The organism is Bacteroides xylanisolvens (assembly GCF_018289135.1).
Taxonomy (GTDB): domain Bacteria; phylum Bacteroidota; class Bacteroidia; order Bacteroidales; family Bacteroidaceae; genus Bacteroides; species Bacteroides xylanisolvens.
In genome coordinates this window covers 4230846-4245869 of record NZ_CP072216.1, presented here as the reverse complement: position 1 = coordinate 4245869, position 15024 = coordinate 4230846, and the positions used below count along the sequence as shown (strand labels likewise).

Annotated in this window: 14 protein-coding genes, 1 tRNA gene and 1 pseudogene; 4 read left to right on the top strand and 12 right to left on the bottom strand. The window is 42.7% G+C overall.

Translation table 11 applies throughout. The features are described from left to right. Together INE92_RS17980 and INE92_RS17975 are read right to left on the bottom strand one after the other, a co-directional pair. Window positions 1–2988 carry a DUF6493 family protein gene (locus INE92_RS17980; RefSeq protein ID WP_015531826.1) on the bottom strand — a complete coding sequence of 996 codons (2988 nt, stop codon included), beginning with the start codon at window positions 2986–2988 and terminating at the stop codon, window positions 1–3. Further along, window positions 2976–4331, bottom strand: a complete 1356-nt coding sequence (locus INE92_RS17975; RefSeq protein ID WP_195436737.1) for an SWIM zinc finger family protein — start codon at window positions 4329–4331, stop codon at window positions 2976–2978. The genes INE92_RS17980 and INE92_RS17975 overlap by 13 nt, the downstream gene beginning before the upstream one ends. A 592-nt stretch (window positions 4332–4923) precedes the next feature. On the opposite strand from INE92_RS17975, the gene INE92_RS17970 reads away from it, so the two are divergent. Further along, window positions 4924–5427 carry an RNA polymerase sigma factor gene (locus INE92_RS17970; protein WP_004296608.1) on the top strand — a complete coding sequence of 168 codons (504 nt, stop codon included), beginning with the start codon at window positions 4924–4926 and terminating at the stop codon, window positions 5425–5427. Window positions 5428–5590: 163 nt separating this feature from the next. Beyond that, complete coding sequence (locus INE92_RS17965; protein ID WP_195436738.1) at window positions 5591–6367, top strand: Cof-type HAD-IIB family hydrolase; 777 nt, start codon at window positions 5591–5593, stop codon at window positions 6365–6367. Window positions 6368–6479: 112 nt separating this feature from the next. Here INE92_RS17965 and INE92_RS17960 read toward each other — a convergent pair. The 5 genes from INE92_RS17960 to INE92_RS17940 all read right to left on the bottom strand — a co-directional run bounded on the left by INE92_RS17960 (window position 6480) and on the right by INE92_RS17940 (window position 9070). Next, a tRNA-Ile gene (locus tag INE92_RS17960) sits at window positions 6480–6553 on the bottom strand. 91 nt (window positions 6554–6644) lie between these two features. Then, window positions 6645–6956: a DUF4491 family protein gene (locus INE92_RS17955; RefSeq protein ID WP_004296605.1), complete on the bottom strand. Its 312-nt coding sequence runs from the start codon at window positions 6954–6956 to the stop codon at window positions 6645–6647. Between the two features lie 5 nt (window positions 6957–6961). Next, on the bottom strand, window positions 6962–7426 hold the full coding sequence (locus tag INE92_RS17950) for an Lrp/AsnC family transcriptional regulator (protein WP_004302580.1): 465 nt from the start codon (window positions 7424–7426) through the stop codon (window positions 6962–6964). Between the two features lie 160 nt (window positions 7427–7586). After that, a complete protein-coding gene (locus INE92_RS17945; protein WP_015531823.1) occupies window positions 7587–8465 on the bottom strand; it encodes an FKBP-type peptidyl-prolyl cis-trans isomerase in 879 nt (292 codons plus the stop codon). Between the two features lie 20 nt (window positions 8466–8485). Beyond that, window positions 8486–9070, bottom strand: coding sequence for an FKBP-type peptidyl-prolyl cis-trans isomerase (locus INE92_RS17940; RefSeq protein WP_008023341.1), 585 nt, complete (start codon window positions 9068–9070; stop codon window positions 8486–8488). A 472-nt stretch (window positions 9071–9542) separates the two neighbouring features. Here INE92_RS17940 and INE92_RS17935 point away from each other — a divergent pair, with 472 nt between their 5' ends. Next, the gene (locus INE92_RS17935; RefSeq protein WP_195436739.1) at window positions 9543–10241 is read left to right on the top strand and encodes an SIR2 family NAD-dependent protein deacylase; all 699 of its coding nucleotides are present in this window, start codon (window positions 9543–9545) and stop codon (window positions 10239–10241) included. An 18-nt stretch (window positions 10242–10259) separates the two neighbouring features. Here INE92_RS17935 and INE92_RS17930 read toward each other — a convergent pair whose 3' ends face one another. From INE92_RS17930 to INE92_RS17920, 3 genes and pseudogenes are all read right to left on the bottom strand, one after another. Continuing rightward, complete coding sequence (locus tag INE92_RS17930) at window positions 10260–10484, bottom strand: hypothetical protein (RefSeq protein ID WP_015531822.1); 225 nt, start codon at window positions 10482–10484, stop codon at window positions 10260–10262. A gap of 13 nt (window positions 10485–10497) precedes the next feature. Then, window positions 10498–10848, bottom strand: coding sequence for a helix-turn-helix domain-containing protein (locus INE92_RS17925; RefSeq protein ID WP_004296599.1), 351 nt, complete (start codon window positions 10846–10848; stop codon window positions 10498–10500). A gap of 74 nt (window positions 10849–10922) precedes the next feature. Then, window positions 10923–11696, bottom strand: a pseudogene (locus INE92_RS17920) (class I SAM-dependent methyltransferase). Window positions 11697–12138: 442 nt separating this feature from the next. Between INE92_RS17920 and INE92_RS17915 the strand changes: the two are divergent. Then, window positions 12139–12996 carry an SGNH/GDSL hydrolase family protein gene (locus INE92_RS17915; RefSeq protein ID WP_015531819.1) on the top strand — a complete coding sequence of 286 codons (858 nt, stop codon included), beginning with the start codon at window positions 12139–12141 and terminating at the stop codon, window positions 12994–12996. A gap of 12 nt (window positions 12997–13008) precedes the next feature. On the opposite strand, the gene INE92_RS17910 is transcribed toward INE92_RS17915, so the two are convergent. Then, the gene (locus INE92_RS17910; RefSeq protein WP_009038874.1) at window positions 13009–13758 is read right to left on the bottom strand and encodes a glycosyltransferase family 2 protein; all 750 of its coding nucleotides are present in this window, start codon (window positions 13756–13758) and stop codon (window positions 13009–13011) included. Further along, window positions 13751–15016, bottom strand: a complete 1266-nt coding sequence (locus tag INE92_RS17905) for a glycosyltransferase family 4 protein (RefSeq protein ID WP_015531818.1) — start codon at window positions 15014–15016, stop codon at window positions 13751–13753. The genes INE92_RS17910 and INE92_RS17905 overlap by 8 nt, the downstream gene beginning before the upstream one ends. Window positions 15017–15024 lie beyond the last annotated feature (8 nt).

Here is a 15024-nt window from a genome sequence, read left to right as displayed (position 1 = left end):
TTATAGTTTGTTGAGTGAAGTGGTCACTTTCTTCAAATTGCTGTTCGTTGCCCATTCTTGCAGGCGTTGCAAGAGTTGTTCGTTTGTAACTTTGCTGCGGTTGATGGTCAATAGTTCCAGATAGAGTTCGAGCAGTTGTTTGAGTCCGGTGACGGGTTTGTCGGGCAATCCGCTGATAAATACAGTGAGCAGTTCTTCCAGTTGGCGGTTGTGGAAAGCGCTTCGTTTGTACATGCTTTCGTACACTTGTGTGGTGAAGCGTTTTAACGGAGCAAGTTCCATGTTGATAAGCCGGGCCAGGATTTCTCCTACCCGGTGGTTGTTTATTCTTCCTGTGGAGAGTCCTTCTACCCATAACTCCGCTGCATAGGAACGGACTGTTTTGTCTACAAAAAGTAGCGAGCCGCTTAATAGGAGTAGACTCATTTCTTTGAGCTGGCAATGGAAAGACAACAACATGCGCAAGGCACAGGCAAGGGTACGTTTGCTGTCTTCCTGTGGACTGCCGAAAGCCATGTAATGGGAGATAATCTGGGCTATCAACGGTTCCGGACGGTTAGGGTAACAACACAATAGAGGTTCCATGTAGCGGGAGTCATCCATGTTGTATTTACTGTTAATAATCAGATGTTCCTGCCATAGCTGATGGCTGTTGCGTTCGATATATTTGTGCCATTTGTGAAAATCAAGTTGGAGCAGGCGTCTGTCCGTTTCGTATGAGTTTTCTTTGGGTTTCACTTCTTTCCACTCGTAGTCTCCTGTCAGATGGTTGTGTGGCAATGTGTTACAGGCGAAAGACTTGAATGCTTCAAATTCCGTCTCCGGTGCTTTTACCAGTCCGGCGGCTACCCAAGCGGTCGGATGGTTGTAGGGCGGTTCGGGTTGCGTGTTTTCGTCCAATAGGAACAGGCAGAGATGCAGGTACTCATCTTGTAACAGTTGCCGGGTGGTGACGATGGCTTCTTCTTTGTCTTCCAGAGCACAACGGGCAATAGCCAGTTGGAAATCCCACGAACAAGGTTTCTTTCCTGCTTCCTGATATACGGCAAGCCGGCGTATCAGTTCGGTGGCTTGTAGGTATGCCGGGGTATGGGTGGGAGTAGAAAGCAGAGGCAATGAATTTCCTCCTTTTATTTGGCGGATCACACCCAGCCATAACTGTTTGATAGGGGTGAAACAGGTTGCGTTGCTGTAACCGGGTTTCCAGTTGGCAAGTCGTTTGAAGGAACGTTCGTCGTAAGCTCCCCTGTTTTTATCTATTCCTTTCAGCCTTTCTTCCAGCCGGGTGAACATGTTTCTCAAAACTCCTGTGTTGGAGTTGTCTGTCTGTGCCCATAAGCGTTGGTATTCCAACAGGAAAGTGGCAAGAAGATCTTCGTATGGTTCCCAACTATTGGCAACAATATTGGCTGCCCGTTGGAAAATAGGTTCCATCCGGTTGAGGTCTTCTTTATCCAGTTGGGGATGGAAAGCAATGATAGCGGCAATCGTTGTTTCTATCTCCCAGTTCTCCTCCATGTCGAACAAACGGCTAAGCTGAAACAGGAAATCTTCTTTGTCGGCAGGGAATGGAATACGGTTGTCTTCCCGGCAAATGCGGATGGCTTCCAGAGATGGCTCTTCGGAGAGGAGGGAGTTATCGGTACTATTTTCATCTGTACTATTTCTTTCTGTATTCTTTCCTTCTGTATGAAGAATGTCTTCTGTCACACCTGTATCTGTTGCATTTGCTTCTTTTGCAAGGTGTGGTTCTGTAGACTGTGAATCTATAGACTGTGGCTTGAAAGATGCGAGTATCGCTTGCACGCTTTGAAACATCTCCGGTTGATAAGACTGTAGTGTTTCTTGGAGATTGGACGAAGAGGCATCCCCATACTTTGAAATAAAGTTGGCAGCTTTCTTTTGCAGGCTTTCGTCCTTCTTCAAGAATAGTTGGCAGAGAGTGATACAACAAGGCTCTTTCATCTCGGAATGTTGCGCAACGATCTTTTCAAAGATGGAGTAAATGGTTAATAGCGAGTTTTTGGGACTGGAGAAGAAAAGGATGGTTGCCCGTTCGATGAATTCCTGATAACGGAATCCTTCTTCGTCTGCAATGCTCTTCAACTGTTGCAACATTATATTTACCGGCTTGGTGTAGGAAGAAGTGAATGTTTGCATGATCTCTTCCTGTAAGGATAACGATTCTCCGGTGGTCGGTTGCAGCGTTTCAAAGAATCTGGCAAACCATCCTGCCATGTCTTTTTTGAAGCTCCGGTGAAAAGTGGCGAGGGTGGCTCTTAGTAGCCGTTCTCTATCCAGATGGCCGTCCAGTGAAAAGCGATAGAGGGCCGCGCTGATACTTTCATCCCGTATTGTGATTCCTTTTTTATAAGCATTTTTGGCACAATCATCCTGATAACCGATGATTGATTCGTGTTCGAAAAGCGTCCAGATGTGTTCTTTCAGTGTAATATCCCGTTTGAGTAGTAGTTCACTGTTGAAAGTATCGTCTCCTTTGGGATTCTTATTTCTGATGCGGGTAATCCAGGGGAGTACATGTGCAATACGGCTTGGAGCGATTTCTTTGAGGTAACCCATATCCATGAGCTGCATCAGTTCTTCGTAATTGAGATCGAAATTGAACCATGTTTTGTCATCGTTGATAAAATCTGTCAGCCAGGCAGGGTTGTAAAGCGGGAGTAGTTTGCAAAGCATATCAAACTTCACATGATATGCCATATCCATCTCCCGTCTGTTGGCACATACAAACTGTACTGCCGATAGAAAATGTGCCCGTGCCGCACTACAGGTTGTCTCACTGCTGAAACCAGCGAATCTGCCTTTTATCCATTGCAATTCCCGGATAAGCGGCAGCAACTTCCGCCTGTCCTTCATTGGCAACTCCAATAATCTCTTGATAAAAGGGATTAATATTTTCTCTTCATTCTCCGGAGTATCCACATAGGCTTTGGATAACTTCTCCAGTTCTTTTTTTAGTTCTTCCATTGCGCTAGTTTCTTTACTGCCAAAATATGTTTGCAAGCTCCCCGTTCTCCCTGATTACTGCTGAACCAAGTGCAAGTGCAACGTTCTTTTTCGTTCTCCCTGTCCAGAATGACGGTATGCCTCACTCCTCCGCTTCCTGCAACACGGGCTTCCGTCCGGTTGCCATCATTCGCAATGATTTCTACTTTGTCTTCTTCCAGCAACTTTTCTGCAGCTATCATTCGCGGGTTGAGGCTCAAAATACGTTCGGTTTTGAAAGGCAGGCGGCGGTAGAAGAAACTGTTTTCATCCAAATCGAATCCCAGCAAACCCATTGCTGCCAATCGTGCCGAGAGAGAATCTACCTTATCCAGGTCAATATGCTCTTCTATGGCAAAAAGCGTAGGGTTGAACTGTTGGTTGGCGTAACTGTATTTATCCATCGCCTCTATCCATCTTTCAGGTACATCTTCGAGCAGAGATTCCAGTGCGGCACCTTCTCCGGAGAATCCTCTCCAACATTCGCGGGAAAGAGAAAGGCTGAAGCGGACCGGACCGAAATAGAGTTGCCAGATAGTAGATTGCATGGTAGGATGTGCAAATACTTTCAGTTCATCAGCAAACGGAAGCAAGGGTTCGAGTAAGCGCAAACGGTGGAGTCCTCCGATGCAGATGGCATTCATACTTTTCACCGGTGAAAAGGCCGGTTTTTGACCGCGCATCACTAAATAATAGTCACATTTCACACTACTTTTCGGTAGTGTCTGGAAGAGTTGTAAGGTTTGTATGCGATTGAAGGAATAGACCTTTTCGGCAACGGATTGATAAATCTGTACCGTAGTCAGTCCCTTTATCCATTTTACGGGAAGAGGCACTTTTCGCTCTATCACCTTCTCACCTTTATTATAGAGTCCCACTTCTTTGGGGCCGACCGACATTACTACATTTTCTTGTCTGCCTATTCCTCCTAAAGCGGAAATCATTCCGGGATTAAAATCTACATTCGTTGTCCCGTTTTCCAAGAATTCTCCGTTGTGTCCGTCAGGAAGTACATCGACCCTGGCGTATACACCTGCACAATTAGAAAATCCTTCAAAGCGCAGACGGTTATTTCCAGCTGTTACAATCGGATCTTTCAGCATTGTAAGTTGTGCCGGTGTCAGGTTGAAACTGGACTGCACAACATTGGATAACGCAATGAGGCAGCGTGCCGTCATATAAGGTTGCGTCAGCTTTCCCCAAAAGAAACAGGGGGCTTCTCTCTTTTCTATTTCGCTATATTTGGCAAGAAACAGTTCGTCCTGATCGGCCGACCGTTGCAATGTGGAAGGAGCTGCATATTGATAAGAAATAGTATCAGTCATAGATAATAAATTGGTATTTGGTTGTACATTGCCCAAATATAGAAATTAATTCTTACGTGAAAAAAGAAGTTGGAGAATTTACATCACTTTGGAATGTGTGATATTATAGAATATCACCGAAAGACTAATTTATGCCTCTTTTGTACTAAGTTATGAAATACAATTCTTTATAGTTGGGCACAATTTTTTATACATAAAACAATTATTCTTTATAACTATTCTTAAATCATGCGTTCCTTTTTACCAGAAAGTAATATTTTTGTCCCCATAAAAAGAATGTTTAAGCGACATATTCTAAATTAAGTCTTATGAATTTTTTAATATAAAAAGACAGCTGTTTGTGAAAATCGCTAATATTGTTTGTTTTGTTTGTGTTATCCCATTTTGAGTCAGGTGTGACTTCAAAATGGGATTTTTGCTATACCGGCCATTAAAACCACCTGAATACTATCAAAAATGACCTAAATTCTATCAACCGATAGATTTTCCCCTAAACAATGTCTGTTCTTCACCTGCCACATTTGTTGAAAACCCGTAAACTTGCAACATCAAAATTATAACAACGAATACTCACAATTTAAAAATAGCGTATATGAAAAGTTTAAGCTTCAGGAAAGATCTGATAGGAGTACAGGATGAATTACTCCGCTTCGCATACAAACTGACAACCGATCGTGAAGAAGCAAACGATTTGTTACAGGAAACCTCATTAAAAGCATTGGATAACGAAGACAAATATACCCCCGACACAAATTTTAAAGGATGGATGTATACTATAATGCGGAACATCTTTATTAATAATTACCGCAAAGTAGTGCGCGATCAGACATTTGTCGATCAGACTGAAAACCTCTATCATCTGAATCTGCCACAAGAGTCAGGTTTTGAAAGTACAGAAAGAGCTTACGATTTAAAGGAAATGCACCGCGTAGTCAATGCTCTGCCTAAAGAATACAGGGTTCCGTTTGCTATGCACGTTTCAGGATTCAAGTACCGTGAGATTGCAGAGAAGTTGAATCTTCCGTTAGGTACTGTAAAAAGCCGCATATTCTTTACCCGTCAGAAATTGCAGGAAGAGTTGAAGGACTTCCGCTAAACGTTAACTATCATTTTTCAGTAGGTATCAATAGGTATAAGGCAAAAGGATCTCGTTTCCTTTTGCCTTTTTTGTTTTATGTATTGGAGGTATACCTGCTATGGGGATTTTTTCAGTAACTTTGTCGCTGGGTAATAGACTGTAAATAAAAAATATAGATGTTATGATAAAAGCAATCATGCTCGATGTAGATGGAACATTAGTGAGTTTTGAAACTCATAAAATATTGCAATCTTCTGTTGAAGCTCTTAAGAAGATTCATGACCGTGGGATTCGAATAGTCATTGCTACCGGTAGAGCGGCAGGCGACCTTCATGAAATAGCTGCTGTTCCGTATGATGGAATTATTGCATTGAATGGAGCTGACTGTGTCTTACTGGATGGCACTGTGATAAGGAGACACCTTATTCCAAAGGATGATTTTAAGAAAGCCATGGAAATAACAAAAGCTTTTGATTTCGCAGTTGCTATTGAACTGGATGAAGGCGTGTTTGTCAATCGGCTGACTCCGACTGTCGAACGGATAGCCAAAATCGTGGAACATCCCATCCCCGCCGTTGTAGACATTGAAGAACTATTTGACAGAAAAGAGTGTTGCCAGCTTTGTTTTTATATCGATGATGAAATGGAACAGCAAGTAATGCCGCTTCTGCCTAACCTTTCCTTATCACGCTGGCATCCCTTATTTGCTGATGTGAACCTTGCAGGAATCAGTAAGGCAACCGGACTTTCAGCTTTTGCCGATTATTATGGAATTGAGATGGCGGAAATAATGGCTTGCGGTGATGGCGGTAATGATATTCCTATGCTGAAAGTTGCCGGAATCGGGGTAGCTATGGGAAATGCATCGGAGACTGTCAAGGCGTCAGCCGATTTTGTTACTGATACCGTTGAGAATGACGGTTTGTGTAAGGCTTTGAAGCACTTTGGAATCATTTAGTATTGATATTCTTATTTCAATATGGAGCACTGTTCCTAATTTTGTAAATCTCATTATTCTGACCGTATAAAAGAAAAACTCCTGTAAGTATTTCACTTACAGGAGTTTTTCGTGGGCCATCTTGGGCTTGAACCAAGGACCTCCAGATTATGAGTCTGTTGCTCTAACCAACTGAGCTAAAAGCCCGATGTATCCATTAACTGGATGCGGTGACAAAAGTAGTATTTTCCGTCGAATTATGCAAATTCTTTCGAGAAAAAACTATCATCCTCTGCTACTAGAACTTATATTTGCGCTTCGGATTCTTGGGGAACCATCCTTTTTGTACCCGTTCTTCCTGTTCGAAAACCTCTTTGATCGTCCAGAAGGAAGAAAACGCAAACACGCCTAATAAAGAAGATAAGATCACATTATCGATACTTAAGGAGGCAATCACACCGGCAATGCCGAGTACCAGGAATATCCACCAGCATTTTGTGCCCCAGTAATATTCGGCCTTTACCACGACGGGGTGAAAAAGGCCGATAATCAAAAAGGTACAGATTCCGATGAATAACCCTGCAAGGTGATATTCATTTAGAAACTCCATCACAATTATTTTTCAACGCGGATGGGAATCTCTTTCTTGATACTCTGTTCCAGAGAAATCAGAGTCTCGGTAGCTACTACACCTGGTATTTCTTGCATTTTGTTATTCAGCAAATCCATCAGATGTTCGTTGTCGCATGCATAAAGTTTTGTCAGCATTGTGTACGGGCCTGTAGTGAAATGACATTCCACTATTTCGGGAATCTTTTGTAATTCCGCTACGACAGATTTGTACATGGAGCCTTTTTCCAGCTTGATACCCACGTATGTACAAGTTCTGTAGCCCAATGATTTCGGGTTCACATGGTAACCAGAGCCTACAATGACACCTAGGTCAATCAGTCTTTGCACGCGCTGATGGATAGCTGCGCGTGATACTCCACATTCGGCTGCTACGTCTTTAAAAGGGATGCGGGCATTCTGGGAGATAATCTCTAGGATCTGCCTGTCGAGGTTGTCTATTCTTTCCATAATAATAAATTGTAATTTCCTGTTGTTATCAAATAGTAAGCAAATATAGAGATTTATTTTAATTATTCTTCTTTTCGGAGAAAAAAAATAGGAAAAAGCAAAAAAAAGAGGCACAAACGTTTTGTGCCTCTTTCCTTTTTCTATTTAGAAAAGAACTTTTTTATTTCTTATCTTTTTCGATGCTCAACAGTTCAACTTCGAAAATCAAAGTAGAGAACGGTTTGATTTGGTTGCCAGATTCTCTTGCACCGTAAGCAAGTTCTTGTGGGATATAAAGTTCCCATTTAGAACCTACAGGCATCATAGTCAAAGCTTCTGTCCAACCTTTGATTACTTGGTTAGCACGGAAAGTAGACGGTTCGTTACGTTTGTAAGAGCTGTCGAATTCTGTTCCGTCGATCAAAGTACCTTTGTAGTTCACTTTCACTTTGCAAGTGTCAGCAGGAATTTCACCTTTACCTTCAGTGATTACTTTGTATTGCAGACCGCTTGCAGTTGTTTTTACGCCGTCTTTAGTCTTGTTTTCAGCAAGGAATTTTTCGTTTTCAGCTTTATAGTCAGCATATTTTTCTTCCAAAGCTTTTGCTTTGATAGTTTCCATAGCTGTACGAGTATATTCTTGAGCTGCTTCCATAGTCATTACGCCGCCTTTTTCCAAAGTACCTGCGATGAAACCTGCCATGAAGTTTTCTTTGCTGATAGTTTTAGTAGAGTCTGTACCAAACAATTCCTGGTTGATACCTTTCATCATCTGGTTGCTGATTTGCTGACCGATTTGCAGACCTGCCATGTAAGCGATGTCTTTTTTGCTAGTCTTGTTTGCACCTTCATTCAAACCTTTGATGAATTCTGCCATATAAGCAGTATCAACGTCCAGACGACCTGTCAGATAGCCTTTCAAACCTTGAGTCTGCGCCATACCGATAGAATACGACAGTGAGTCGATGTCTGTTTTCAGATTTGCTTTAGGAGCTTGAGCTGTACAAGAAGCAAGGCTTGCTGCAGCGGCGATTGCCATAAAAATACTAACTTTTTTCATTTTGCTTTGAAATTTTTTATTTATAATACTTCGAGTAATTCTACTTCAAAAATGAGTGTGCTGTGAGGAGGAATCATTTCTCCGGCACCTCTTGCGCCATAAGCGAGTTCTGACGGAATATACAGTTTCCATTTGGAACCTTCCGGCATCAGCTGCAAAGCTTCCACCCATCCCGGGATTACTTGGTTGACGCCGAATACAGCCGGTTCTCCGCGTTGGATAGAGCTGTCGAACAGTGTACCGTCGATCAATGTACCTTCATAGTGGCATCTTACCTGATCGGTAGCTTTCGGCTTTTTACCTGTACCTTCTTTGATGATTTCATATTGTAGTCCGCTGGGAAGGACAACTACGCCCGGTCCTTTTTTGTTTTCTTCGAGGAATGCCTGTCCCTGCTCAATAGCAACGGCACTCATCTTAGATTCCAATTCTTCGAAATATTTGTTCACTATTTCGCGGGCTTCATTGTGGCTGATAGCTGTCTGATTACCTTCTAATACATCTTTGATTGCTTGTGCGAAATCATCTACCGCAAGGTTTTCGATTCCCATGCTTGATAAGTTTTGACCAATTCCGAGGCCAATAGAGTAACTGAATTTATCCATATAATGTTTTTTGTTGGCGATTGAAATGTATCACCTTCATGGTTTTAGCTTTCAATCAATTGCAAATTTATGAAACGCAAAAGTACGTGTTTTATTTGAATGATTTAGCATTTGCTATTTAAAAATTCTTATATCTGTGAAAGTTAATCGCTTTTCTTTAAAGAATTAGTTTTTTGTTCGTAGGATTTAATCGGTTTATTCTGATTATTTAGGTTTGTTTATGCAGATAATTAATCGTCTGACTATAGTTTACTTTTCGTCTAACTATAGTCAGACGAAAGAATAACTATAGTCAGATGTAAATATAACTATAGTCAGACGAATAAATCTTAGTATGTCTGACACTAACTATCTGTATCTTTCATCTTAAAGTTTCGTATATATCAGGTTAGATTAAGCGTAAGAAAGTCTTCTTTTATTCGATGATTCTGATTACATTTGTGTGGCTATTAAAAAAGAAGGAGGAATAGTAATGAAAAATCTGGTAGTTTTGACGGGTGCCGGTATGAGTGCCGAGAGTGGGATCAGTACATTTCGGGATGCGGGCGGTTTGTGGGATAAATATCCTGTGGAGCAGGTGGCTACTCCTGAAGGTTATCAGCGGGACCCGGCTCTGGTGATTAATTTCTATAATGAACGCCGGAAACAGTTGTTGGAGGTGAAACCGAACCGTGGACATGAGTTGTTGGCGGAACTGGAGAAAAGTTTCCATGTAACGGTGGTGACGCAGAATGTAGATAATCTGCATGAACGCGCAGGAAGTAGCCACATTATTCATCTGCATGGCGAACTGACAAAAGTATGTTCCAGCAGAGATCCATATAATCCTCAATTTATAAAAGAGCTGAAACCGGAAGAATATGAAGTGAAGATGGGAGACAAGGCCGGTGACGGCACTCAATTACGACCTTTCATTGTATGGTTTGGAGAAGCTGTGCCGGAAATTGAAACAGCTATCCGCTATGTGGAGAGAGCGGATATTTTCGTCATTATCGGTACATCGCTTAATGTATATCCTGCGGCGGGGCTGCTTCATTATGTACCGAGAGGAGCAGAGGTGTATCTGATTGATCCGAAACCGGTAGATACGCATACTTCCCGTTCGATACATGTAATTCAGAAGGGGGCTTCTGAAGGAATGGGTGAATTGAAACAATTGTTGGGAGTTTGAGACTTCTTTCCCTCCGTTTTATTCCAGTTCGCTGGCAAAAATATGATTATTCCGGAGTATTTCTGATATTTCGAGTGCAGTGATACCACTGCACTCGATTCTTAATATTTTCTCCCAGTCCTCAAAGTCCACATTCCATTTGTCTATTTGAGGGAACTCTGCCAAAAGTTTTCCTATGCGTTTGATGTCACATCTTTTGGTGATAGAAGTTCGAAAAATCAGAATCTTATTTTCTTTTTCCATATTCTTTAGCGTTTTATTTTAGTGAGCGGAACTCCCGGATCGTCATACTGAAATGCAGCCTGAAATTGCGACTTAACAGCGAAAGGCTGCTAAAGCCGCAAAGGGCGGCAATTTCGGTGGCGGAAAGTTCCTTGTTTTGTTTTAATAATAGGGCTGCTTTTTCAATCCGGGTGCGTTTGATATAATCCGTAGGCGTTTCGCCGGTCAGGATTGTAAATACGCGGTGGAAGTGGAAAGGAGAAAAGCATGCGATACCCGCCATTTTCTGTAATGATAACGGCTGGTCAATGTTTTGATGGATATAGTCGGTCACTTTGTTGATCCGTAACTGATATTCTTCCTTATTTATATCTTTCGTTTCCATATCTTCTGCAAAATAAAGGATAATAAATGCCGGAGAGTTATCCTATCTTGCTAACTTCTCCGGCAGATAGTCAATTATCTTTTTTGTCCTATATAGAATACATAGCCGTAGTATTCCTTATACTTATTATATAGGCTCTCTTCGTGTCGTTGACCGGCGATGAGGTCTGCGGCAGCTTCATTTCCTGCATATTCCTTCAGAAAGGCTTCCTGAACCGGGAATTGGGGAGCATAGAAATGCTCGGTCCAGCAATTTTCCGGTAAGATGAAATGGGCTGTCGGGATATATCCGGCTTTCTCCATTTGTGCTATTTTTCTCGGAATCGTATCGATTTCCGGGTAATTAGCCATCCAGAAGTCGTCTATTTCGGAGGGGCGTTCCGGGGTGAACTAGGATGCTTCCGTTACAGCGATGAATCCGTTCTTTTTCAGGAACTTATTCCATTCATTCATGCCGCGTTCGAATCCTATATTATAGATAGCTCCTTCGGACCAGATCAGATCGAGTTCTTCCTCTTGAAACGGCAAAGCGTCCATAGAACCGACAATGCCTTTTACTCTGTCTTCGCAATGGGCTTCTATTGCATTTCTGTTGAATATTTCGATGAAGTCGGGGAAAAGATCGATGCCTGTAATTTGCCCTTTCGTATAGTTGGCTAATGCCATTGTCTGCCCGCCTGTGCCACAGCCAATATCGGCTATTCTGGCATTGTCAGATAGTTCGTTGGTGAAACTTAAGGCTTTTTGTGTGACTTCAGGGCTTCCCGGACCTTGACGTTTTAGTCCTTTGAAGTAATTACATATCAGTGTAAAATCGAATTCGTGGATTGTTTTTAATTCGTTACTCATTGTTTTTTAATGTTTTAGCAGTACGGTAAATGAAGGCATGTGACGATGCTTGTGACCATTTGACCATACAAATAGTTTAAAATTTAGATATAGAAAATAACTCTGACAAGAATATGTCAGAAAACATAAGGGATAATCTGTAATGAGAGGAAGGCTTACAGATTATTTACAGAACGGAATCCTTATGGAATGAAAATGAGTTAAACATCCAATTTTTCTTTTAGTTTGTGACAAAGATAGGATTTTAGGTGTAAAACTCAATGATAACTTTGATGAAAAAATACTGTAAACCTGCATTTTAGCAAGAATCGTCAAATAGAGACCCGTTTGTCTGTCCGGTTGTATGGATGAGATTGACTGCCCAAATTGATTGAAACTACCTATTTTTGAATTACATTTGCAGGATATTAGATACAAATCTCTCATTTAATGTATAATACCGATGAAAAGCAAATTATTACTCGCATGTACCATTCTGTTTTTCTGTTCCTCTTTTCTGTGCGGACAGAATCAAACATCTAAAGTTGCAAACTCTGCTGAAACGAATAATGGAGCTGTCCGGCATCCGTGGCAAGGAAAAAGAGTGGGATATTTAGGAGACTCTATTACAGATCCCAACTGCTATGGTGACAAAATAAAGAAATACTGGGATTTCCTGCAGGAATGGCTGGGGATTACTCCTTATGTATATGGTATCAGCGGCAGACAATGGAATGATGTGCCCCGTCAGGCCGAGAAACTAAAGCAGGAACACGGTGGAGAAGTGGATGCTATCTTGATTCTGATGGGTACGAATGATTTTAATGACGGTGTGCCTATCGGAGAGTGGTTTACGGAAACAGAAGAACAGGTGATGGCAGCCCGCGGACAGGTCAAAAAGCTGGAAACCCGCAAGAAACGTACGCCTATAATGGATGGAAACACGTATAAAGGACGTATCAACATCGGAATCCACAGGCTGAAACAACTGTTTCCGGATAAGCAGATTGTACTATTAACCCCGTTGCACCGCTCACTGGCGGATTTTGGAGAGAAGAACGTGCAACCGGATGAAAACTATCAGAATAGTTGTGGTGAATATGTGGATGCCTACGTGCAGGCCGTCAAGGAAGCCGGTAATGTGTGGGGAGTGCCCGTAATTGATTTTAATGCGGTAACCGGGCTGAACCCGATGGTGGAAGAGCAACTGATTTACTTCTACGACGCAGGATATGACCGTTTACATCCTAGTACAAAGGGGCAGCTACGTATGGCACGTACGCTGATGTACCAGTTGCTTGCGTTGCCTGCAACATTTTAAAGAGAACCAGCTTTACCGGTGAATCACCGCACGGATCACAAACCATATATGATGTGCTACGGTGCCAATCAACCCGTAGTGCTTTGCCATGATGCGAAATCTCTCTTTCAGGGAGGCTTTCTGATTGCGGGTAGTCATTCCTTCATCCAGATAATCGATAATCGTCAGATGGGTATTGTGTAAGGTGCGCGCTTTCTTCATAATACGGATGCACCAGTCGAAATCGGCAGAAAAACGATATTTCAAGTTGTAGGGCTCTACCAGCGTATGACGGGGAAAGAATGCCTGATGGCAGACTAACATACCCTGTTTGAAACTTTTCCAGGTAAGCGTTTCGGGAGCGGACAATCTGCGCATCCGCAGGAAATGCCTGTCCTGGTCTACGATAGCGGTTTCTCCGTAAAGCACATCGGGCAGTTCGCTGCCGTTGATGGTATGCACCATTTGTTGTAGTGTGTCGTCCTCGTGAAAACAGTCGCCCGCGTTCAGGAAACAGAGATAATCGCCGCTGGCAAGGGCGATGCCTTTATTCATGGCGTCATACAGCCCTTTGTCCGGTTCGCTGACAACGGTGTGTATGTGCGGGCGGTAGCGGTTGATAATAGAAATGGTTCCATCCTTGGAAGCTCCATCTACGATGATGTATTCTATATGATGATAGGTTTGTGAAATGACACTCTGAATCGTGTCTTCCAATACCTTTTCAGCATTGTACGTCACCGTAATGATAGAGAACTTGGGAGTAGGATGGACACTATGCATATTTCCCCGTTATTTTATTGTAGACATCTGTATATTTCTTTGCGACGATGCTCTCCGAATAATTGCCCAAGACCTTGCGGCAGGCTTGTGCGGAGAGTTCATCGTATTCCGGTTCCGTCAATATCCAATGTATGCCGTTGGCAAAATCTTCTGAAGATTTGTATTGTGCCACATAACCGTTGTGCAGATGATCGATCATTTCGGGGATACCTCCTACATTAAAGCCGACACAGGGTACTCCGCAGGCCATTGCTTCCATAATCATGTTAGGAAGATTCTCTTCCAGAGACGGGATGGCGAAGAGGTCTACGGCATTGTAGATATTTACTATCTCATGCTCATTCTTGATGTAAGGGAGCGGGTAGACATGGAAAGGAAGCTGCTCCTGCAATTGCTGTGACTGGTTGCCGAATACGACTACCCCCAGTGACTCTTTCCATTCCGGATGCTTTTCTGCCAGCAGTTTGCAGGCTTCAATGAGATAGTCGACTCCTTTTCGTTTGTCGGTGATCTTTAACGAGCCGAACAGAACCAGTTTCTTACCTTCCGGCAACATGAACTTGGCACGTGCTTCTTTTTTGTTCATGGGTTTGAACAGGTTGGTATTAATAGCGTTCGGAATATTGGTGACGCTTTTTCCTTCAAACAATGCGCTGGTCTGTGCTTGTTCCTTCAGCCAGTGACTGCACGTGACGAAATGGATGGGAGCGTAGCTGTATAACTTTTGTTTTTTGCGGAAAGTGCGGTAAGATAAATCTTTCCGGCCACCGCCTTTGTAGATGTAAGGGCAGTCGTGACACTCTTGCTGATAGTTTTTACACTCCCGTGCGTAGTGGCAGATGCCGGTACATGGCCACATATCGTGCATGGTCCATACCACAGGTTTGCCGGAAGTGAGTATTTTCCGTATATCTTTCAGCGAGAGCATTCCTTGGTTGACCCAATGCAGATGGATCACGTCGGCTTGGCGAAATTCCGGGAGTGAGGTGATGTCTGTACCTGTGTTGGCAATGTCAACGTCGAACAGATGGTATCGGCGGAAACGATTGGCACTCCAGATAACGATCCGTTCCCACATGAACTTCCACACTTGCAACCAGTTACTTTTTAAGCGGACCACACTGATTTGGTCGGTCTGCTTGTCACGCACCAGCATTTTGGCTTTGATACCGTTGTTTTTCAGTGACTCCATCAACCGGCTTGCTGCAATGGCCGCTCCTCCTATTCGTTCAGATGTATTTATTATCAGGACTCTCATGGGCAAAA